The sequence below is a fragment of the Pseudomonas sputi genome (genome assembly GCF_021603585.1).
Taxonomy (GTDB): Bacteria; Pseudomonadota; Gammaproteobacteria; order Pseudomonadales; family Pseudomonadaceae; genus Aquipseudomonas; species Aquipseudomonas sputi.
Genome location: NZ_BQHI01000043.1, coordinates 24,387 through 31,086 on the forward strand (window position 1 = coordinate 24,387; position 6,700 = coordinate 31,086).

Below are 6,700 nucleotides of genomic sequence, written 5' to 3' on the forward strand. Positions count from 1 at the left end.
TCAATGTCGCCGCGACGGGTCTCAATATCCGGGTTGGAGGAAGGGGGCTTGCAGTATCTATCTATAGCTTCGTGACAGGTTGTTACCGATAGATTCCGTCTTTGCCATGAGCGGCCGTGGCACGATTGCTGCGCACGCTGATCATCTGTCTGATGTCGATCCACTCGATGCCCTGGGCTTTCAGTTTGGGCAACTCACGCTCCAGCACCGCCAGCGTTTGTGGATACGGATGGCCGATCATCACCGCCGAACCCTGCTTGCGGGCCAGGCTGATCGCCGTCTGCAACTGAGTGAAGATCGCCTCTTCGGTCCGCTCGTCATCGAGAAATACATCCCGCGAAACACTTGCCAGATCGATCTTCTGCGCTTGCTGCGCGGCGACGGTCCGGGCGCTGGTGCGGCTGTCGACGAAGAACTTGTGGCGGCGCTGCAGCTCTCCCATCAACCACGCCATCGCCAGCGGTTGTGCGGTCATGCGGCTGCCCATGTGGTTGTTGATGCCGGCGGTGTAAGGGACCATTTTGAACGCGGCATTCAGCCGTTTTTCGAGTTCTTCGACGGGCAGTTCGGGGTGCCAGGCGAACGGGCCGGTGGCCGGGTCCATCGGCATGTGCAGGATGACGATCTTGCCGGCACGATGGGCTTCGCGGGCGAATTCGGTGGCGTGCGGGGTGTCGGGCATGATCGCGGTGGTGACCGGCCCGGGGAGGGCCAGCACGCGACGGTCCCGGGGCAGGTTCTGGCCCAGGTCGTCGATGATCAGTGTCAGATAGGCTTTTTGAGGTGTTGGTCTGGCAGGTTCTGCGTGAGCAGCACCCGCCAGACAGCACAGCAGGGCGAAGAGGAAGCGCAACGACATCCTCAACGGCCGGAGGTGATGCTCAGGCCTTTGAGCAGGCTCAGGGCCTGTGCCAACTGGTAGTCGTCGTCCTGCGGCATGGCTTTCGGTTTGGCGCCAGAGCCGGTCGGTCTGTCCGCGCCGCCGTTGCCGTTGCCCAGGTGACCCTGCAGGTCGGCTTCCTTGAAGTAGTCGCTGTCCGCCTCGTTGGTGATCTTGGCCCGACGTACTTCGATGTCCGGGACGATGCCCTGGGCCTGGATCGAGCGGCCGTTCGGCGTGAAGTACAGCGCCGTGGTGATCTTCAGCGCGCGATCGTTGTTCAGCGGCAGCACGGTCTGCACCGAGCCCTTGCCGAAACTGGTGGTGCCCATGACCACGGCGCGTTTCTGATCCTGCAGGGCGCCGGCGACGATTTCCGAGGCCGAGGCGCTGCCACCATTGATCAGCACAACCATCGGCACGGCTTCGCTTTCGTCCTTGCCGGTGGCAGAGAAGCGCAGTTCGGAGTTGGCGATCCGGCCCTTGGTGTAGACGATCAGGCCTTTGGTGATGAAGTGGTCGACCACTTCGACCGCTGCCTGCAATACGCCGCCCGGGTTGTTGCGCAGGTCGAGGATGATGCCTTTGAGCTTCTTGCCATTGTCCTTGCGCAGCTTGGCCAGGGCCCTGGAGACCTCTTCGCCGGTCTTGACCTGGAACTGGGTGATGCGGATCAGGCCGTAGCCCGATTCAAGCAGTTGCGCCTTGACGCTCTTCACCTGAATCACGGCGCGGGCCAGGGTCACGTCGAACGGCGTGCCGCCATCGCGCACCAGGGTCAGGGTGATTTTCTGGCCGATCTTGCCGCGCATCTTGTCCACGGCTTCGGTCATGGTCTGGCCGCGGGTTGGCGCGCCGTTGATCTTGACGATGAAGTCGCCGGCCTGGATGCCGGCCTTCGATGCTGGTGTATCGTCGATTGGCGAAACGACCTTGATGAAGCCGTCTTCGGCGCCGACTTCGATGCCCAGGCCGCCGAACTCACCGCTGGTGCTTTCCTGCAGCTCGGCGAAGTCTTCAGGGCCGAGGTAGGCGGAGTGCGGATCGAGGTTGCTGAGCATGCCCTTGATCGCATTCTCCAGCAGGGTCTTGTCGTCCACCGGCTCGACATAGGCGGCCTTGATCCGGTCCATGACCTCGGCAAAGGTGCGCAGCTCCTCCAGCGGCAACGGCGCCTTGGAAGTCGCGGCAGTACCTGCCGGAGCGACGGTCGGGGCCGGTTGAGCGGCGAACGCCAGAGGCGCGCCGATCACCAGGGCGATCGTCAGGGCCAGCGAGGTAAGGCGGGACAAATGCAGCATGTCGAACGAACTCCTAAAGTTGGTGACTCAACGCCTATCCTTGCGCGCGGCACCATTGCGCCGGATCACTCGGGTGACCCTGCTGACGAATTGCGAAATACAGCGCTGGTGTGTTCTGGCCGCCACTGTTACCCACAGTGGAGATGGACTCACCGGCTTTTACCACGTCACCGGCCGACTTCAGTAGCGTCTGGTTGTGACCGTACAGACTCAGAAAACCGTTGCCGTGGTCAAGGATCACCAGCAGCCCGGCACCGCGCAGCCAATCGGCGAACACCACGCGCCCGCCGTGTACAGCATGTACCTGACTGCCGGCGGAGGCGCTGATCATCACGCCGTCCCACTTGGTGCGGGCATCGTCGCCACGGGTTTCGCCGAAGCGTGCCAGCAGTCGACCATCAACCGGCCATGGAAGTTTTCCCCGACTTGATGCAAAAGGGCCGCCGAAGGTCTCACCGCCGCTGGACACCAGGGCGCCGGACGTCGATCTGACCGGTTTGCGTGGGGCGTCGGAGTTTTGCGCCTCGGCCTCACGCAAGCGCTTTTTTTCGGCTTCCTGCTGGGCGATGAGCGCTTTCTGTCGCGCTTCTTCGGCCTCACGAGCCTGGCGGGCCAGGGTTTCTTCAATGGTTTTAAGGACTTTAGACAGGTCTGCCTGATCCTGCTCGCGGGCGGCCAGTTTCTGGTCCCGGGCTTTCACGTCGTCATTGAGTTTGGCAAGGGCCTGCTGGCGCTCCTTGCGGACCTTGTCGAGCGCTTCGCGCTGAGTGTCGAGATCGCTTTGCTGCGCCAGCAGCTGCGCCTGCTGCAAGCCGATGTCCTTTTCGACACTGGCCAGCTGGCGCAGGGTTTCGTTGAAGCTTTTCAACTGCTCCAGGCGAGCCTGGCTCAGGTAGTCGTAATAGGTGAGGGTGCGGGCGAATTTCTCGGGATTCTGCTGGTTGAGCAGCAGCTTGAGGTATTCCTGGCGACCGTTCTGGTAGGCGGCGCGGGCCTGGATGGCAATCAGTCTTTGCTGTTCAGTGCGCGCGCTCTGAAGTTTTTTTTTCTCCGCATCGAGCCGCTGCAGCTCGGATTCGCTCTTCTTGAGCTCTTTCTGCAGGGCTTCGACCTGCTTCTCGAGCTTGCCCATCTCGGTTTCGGTGCCCTTGAGCTCCTTTTGCACTCCGGACCTTTCTTCCTGGAGCTTGCCCAGCAGTTTTTTCAGCTCGGCAATGTCCTGGCGCGTGGCGTCCAGTTGCTGTTGGGTTTGCGCGCGCTCATCCGCGAAGGCCGGTTGGAGCAGGCATGTCAGAGCGAGGGCGATCAGGACGCGAAGCATAGAGGCGGGCGGCACCAGGGTAAGGGACGGCCTAGTATGCCCGCCCGACGCGGCAAAAAAAACGCCTCAAAGCCAACTGCTTTGAGGCGTTCGTCATAAAAAGCCGTTTCAGGCTGATTACAGGGCGTTTTTGATATCAGACCAGAATCGAAGTGCCCGTCATTTCCGCCGGTTTTTCCAGGCCCAGCAGTTTCAGCATGGTCGGCGCCACGTCCGCCAGCACGCCGCCTTCGCGGACTTTCAGGTCGCGCTTGCCGACATAGATGAACGGCACCGGCTCGGTGGTGTGCGCGGTATGCGCCTGTCCGGTGGATTCGTCGGCCATCTGCTCGACGTTGCCGTGGTCGGCGGTGATCAGTGCTTCGCCGCCGACTTTTTCCAGGGCATCGACGATACGTCCCACGCAGGTATCCAGGCACTCCACGGCTTTCACGGCGGCTTCGAACACGCCGCTATGGCCGACCATGTCGCCGTTGGCGTAGTTGACCACGATCACGTCGTAGCGCTGGTTCTCGATGGCCTCGACGATGCGATCGGTGACTTCCGGCGCGCTCATTTCCGGCTGCAAGTCGTAGGTAGCGACTTTCGGCGACGGGATCAGGATGCGCTCTTCGCCCGGGAACGGTTCTTCGCGACCGCCGGAGAAGAAGAAGGTCACGTGGGCGTATTTCTCGGTTTCAGCGATACGCAGCTGGGTCTTGCCGTTTTTCGCCAGGTAGTCGCCGAGCACGTTTTCCAGGCTGCCCGGGGCAAAGGCTGCGGGAGCCGGAATGCTGGCGGCATATTGAGTCAGGCCCACGTACTGCACGTTTGGCTGGCGTGCGCGTTCGAACTCTTTGAAACCGTCTTCGACAAACACACGGCTCAGCTCGCGGGCGCGGTCGGCGCGGAAGTTCATGAACACCACGGCGTCGCCGTCTTCGACTGTCACCGGCTCACCGATGCTGGTCGCCTTGACGAATTCGTCGCTCTCGCCACGGGCGTAAGCGGCTTCCAGACCTTCCTGGGCGGTGGCGGCGTTGAATTCGCCCTTGCCGTCGACGATCAGGTTATAGGCCTGAGCCACGCGATCCCAACGGTTGTCGCGGTCCATGGCGTAGTAGCGGCCGATCAGGCTGGCGATGCGGCCCTTGCCGAGAGCCTGGAAGGTCGCGTCGAGCAGTTCGATCGACGAGGCAGCGCTTTTCGGCGGCGTGTCACGGCCGTCGAGGAAGGCGTGCAGGTAGATTTTTTCGGCGCCGCGCTTGAAGGCCAGTTCGGCCATGGCGATCAAGTGATCCTGGTGGCTGTGAACCCCGCCGTCCGACAGCAGGCCCATGAAATGCACGGCCTTGCCGGCGGCCACAGCCTTGTCCACGGCAGCGCAGATGGTCGGGTTCTCGAAGAACTCGCCGTCGCGGATCGCTTTGGTCACACGGGTGAAGTCCTGATACACCACGCGCCCGGCGCCGAGGTTCATGTGGCCGACTTCAGAGTTGCCCATCTGGCCGTCCGGCAGGCCGACGTCCATGCCGCTGCCCGAGACCAAGCCGTTCGGCACGGTGGCCCACAGGCGATCCAGCACAGGCTTTTTGGCCGCATAGACGGCGTTGGATTCGGGGCTGTCGCTGTGACCGAAGCCGTCGAGAATCATCAGGACCAAAGGTTTAGGCGTGGTAGTCATGGAATCCACTCGTGGCTGATTAAGAAGGGGGCGATGGAAAAGGGAGTTGGAGTTTAAAGCGAAGTTCCGGCGGCGTCACCGCCGGACGGGGTTTGGCCGACCATAGTGGCTGTGTATACTGGCCGACATTTTAACGCCCTGGAACCTCCTTCGATGGTTGCTCACCTGATTGAATTTGCCACTAACCACTACATTCTTGTCGGTATCTTCGTCGTACTGCTGGCTTTGCTGCTGGCGCATACGGTGCAGGGCGGCGGTAAAAGCCTGAGCACGGGCGAGCTGACCGCACTGGTCAACAAGGAAGCCGGCGTGGTGGTGGACATCCGTCCGAGCAAGGACTACGCCGCCGGTCACATCGTTGGCGCGGTGAACATTCCCCAGGACAAACTGGCCGCCCGTATCGGCGAGCTGGAAAAGCACAAGGCCAAGACCATCATTCTGGTCGACGCCCTGGGCCAGACCGCCGGTACCCACGCCCGCGAGCTGATGAAGGCCGGCTTCACCGCCGCCAAGCTGTCCGGCGGGATTTCCAGCTGGAAAGGCGACAACCTGCCGTTGGTGAAGTGACATGAGCGACGTCATCGTCTACTCCAGCGATTACTGCCCTTACTGCTCGCGCGCCAAGTACCTGCTCGCGAACAAAGGCGTGGCCTTCGAAGAGATCAAGGTCGATGGCAAGCCGCAGGTGCGCGCCGCCATGGCCCAGAAGGCCGGACGCACGTCCGTGCCGCAGATCTGGATCGGCGACACCCATGTCGGCGGATGTGATGATTTGTATGCCCTGGAGCGCGCCGGCAAGCTCGACGCGCTGCTCAAGGCCTGACCTGCTGACACGTAAAGCCCCCTAAAAGACCCAAGATCAGAAAGGATCTGAGATGACTGACCAACAGAACACTGCAGCCAGCGAAGAAGAAACCGCACCGCAATTCTCCTTGCAGCGCATCTACGTACGCGACCTGTCCTTCGAAGCCCCGAAAAGCCCGGCGATCTTCCGCCAGCAGTGGGACCCGGCGGTCGCTCTGGATCTGAACACCCGCCAGAAAGCCCTGGAAGGTGATTTCTACGAAGTCGTGCTGACCCTGTCCGTCACCGTGAAAAACGGTGAAGAAGTGGCCTTCATCGCTGAAGTGCAACAGGCCGGTATCTTCCTGATCAAGAACCTGGACGCGGCTTCGATGAGCCACACCCTGGGTGCGTTCTGCCCGAACATCCTGTTCCCGTACGCGCGCGAAACCCTGGACAGCCTGGTGACCCGTGGTTCGTTCCCGGCCCTGATGCTGGCCCCGGTGAACTTCGACGCCCTGTACGCGCAAGAGCTGCAGCGCATGCAGGAATCCGGCGAGACCCCGACCGTTCAGTAAGCGGTCGATGCCACAACGAAAAAAGCGCCGTTACAGGCGCTTTTTTCTGGTTCTTCACGGAATCCCGGGAAACATAGAAACAAGAACGCCGATTTGGTTGATGATGTTCGTGCGAGCAAACACATCTAACAAACCGGCGTTCTTATGCGCGATATTAATACTTTCCTTCCTTTT

General features: G+C 61.4%; 7 protein-coding genes. 3 read left to right on the forward strand and 4 right to left on the reverse strand.

Features of this window, described 5'->3' with window-relative positions; translation table 11 throughout:
• Positions 1 to 82: 82 nt before the first annotated feature.
• From L6D81_RS28475 to gpmI, 4 genes are all read right to left on the reverse strand, one after another.
• Positions 83 to 859, reverse strand: a complete 777-nt coding sequence (locus L6D81_RS28475) for a divergent polysaccharide deacetylase family protein (RefSeq protein WP_236182879.1) — start codon at positions 857 to 859, stop codon at positions 83 to 85.
• 2 nt (positions 860 to 861) lie between these two features.
• On the reverse strand, positions 862 to 2,181 hold the full coding sequence (locus tag L6D81_RS28480; protein ID WP_236182880.1) for a S41 family peptidase: 1,320 nt from the start codon (positions 2,179 to 2,181) through the stop codon (positions 862 to 864).
• Between the two features lie 34 nt (positions 2,182 to 2,215).
• A complete protein-coding gene (locus L6D81_RS28485) occupies positions 2,216 to 3,502 on the reverse strand; it encodes a murein hydrolase activator EnvC family protein (protein ID WP_236182881.1) in 1,287 nt (428 codons plus the stop codon).
• Positions 3,503 to 3,638: 136 nt separating this feature from the next.
• Complete coding sequence (gene gpmI / locus L6D81_RS28490; protein ID WP_236182882.1) at positions 3,639 to 5,165, reverse strand: 2,3-bisphosphoglycerate-independent phosphoglycerate mutase; 1,527 nt, start codon at positions 5,163 to 5,165, stop codon at positions 3,639 to 3,641.
• A 153-nt stretch (positions 5,166 to 5,318) separates the two neighbouring features.
• Between gpmI and L6D81_RS28495 the strand changes: the two genes are divergently transcribed.
• The 3 genes from L6D81_RS28495 to secB are packed head-to-tail and all read left to right on the forward strand — an operon-like array spanning position 5,319 to position 6,526.
• Positions 5,319 to 5,732: a rhodanese-like domain-containing protein gene (locus L6D81_RS28495; RefSeq protein ID WP_007952524.1), complete on the forward strand. Its 414-nt coding sequence runs from the start codon at positions 5,319 to 5,321 to the stop codon at positions 5,730 to 5,732.
• Between the two features lies 1 nt (position 5,733).
• Entirely contained in the window at positions 5,734 to 5,988 is a 255-nt protein-coding gene (gene grxC / locus L6D81_RS28500; protein WP_007952522.1) for a glutaredoxin 3, read from the forward strand.
• 52 nt (positions 5,989 to 6,040) lie between these two features.
• A complete protein-coding gene (gene secB, locus L6D81_RS28505; RefSeq protein WP_007909233.1) occupies positions 6,041 to 6,526 on the forward strand; it encodes a protein-export chaperone SecB in 486 nt (161 codons plus the stop codon).
• Positions 6,527 to 6,700: the final 174 nt, after the last annotated feature.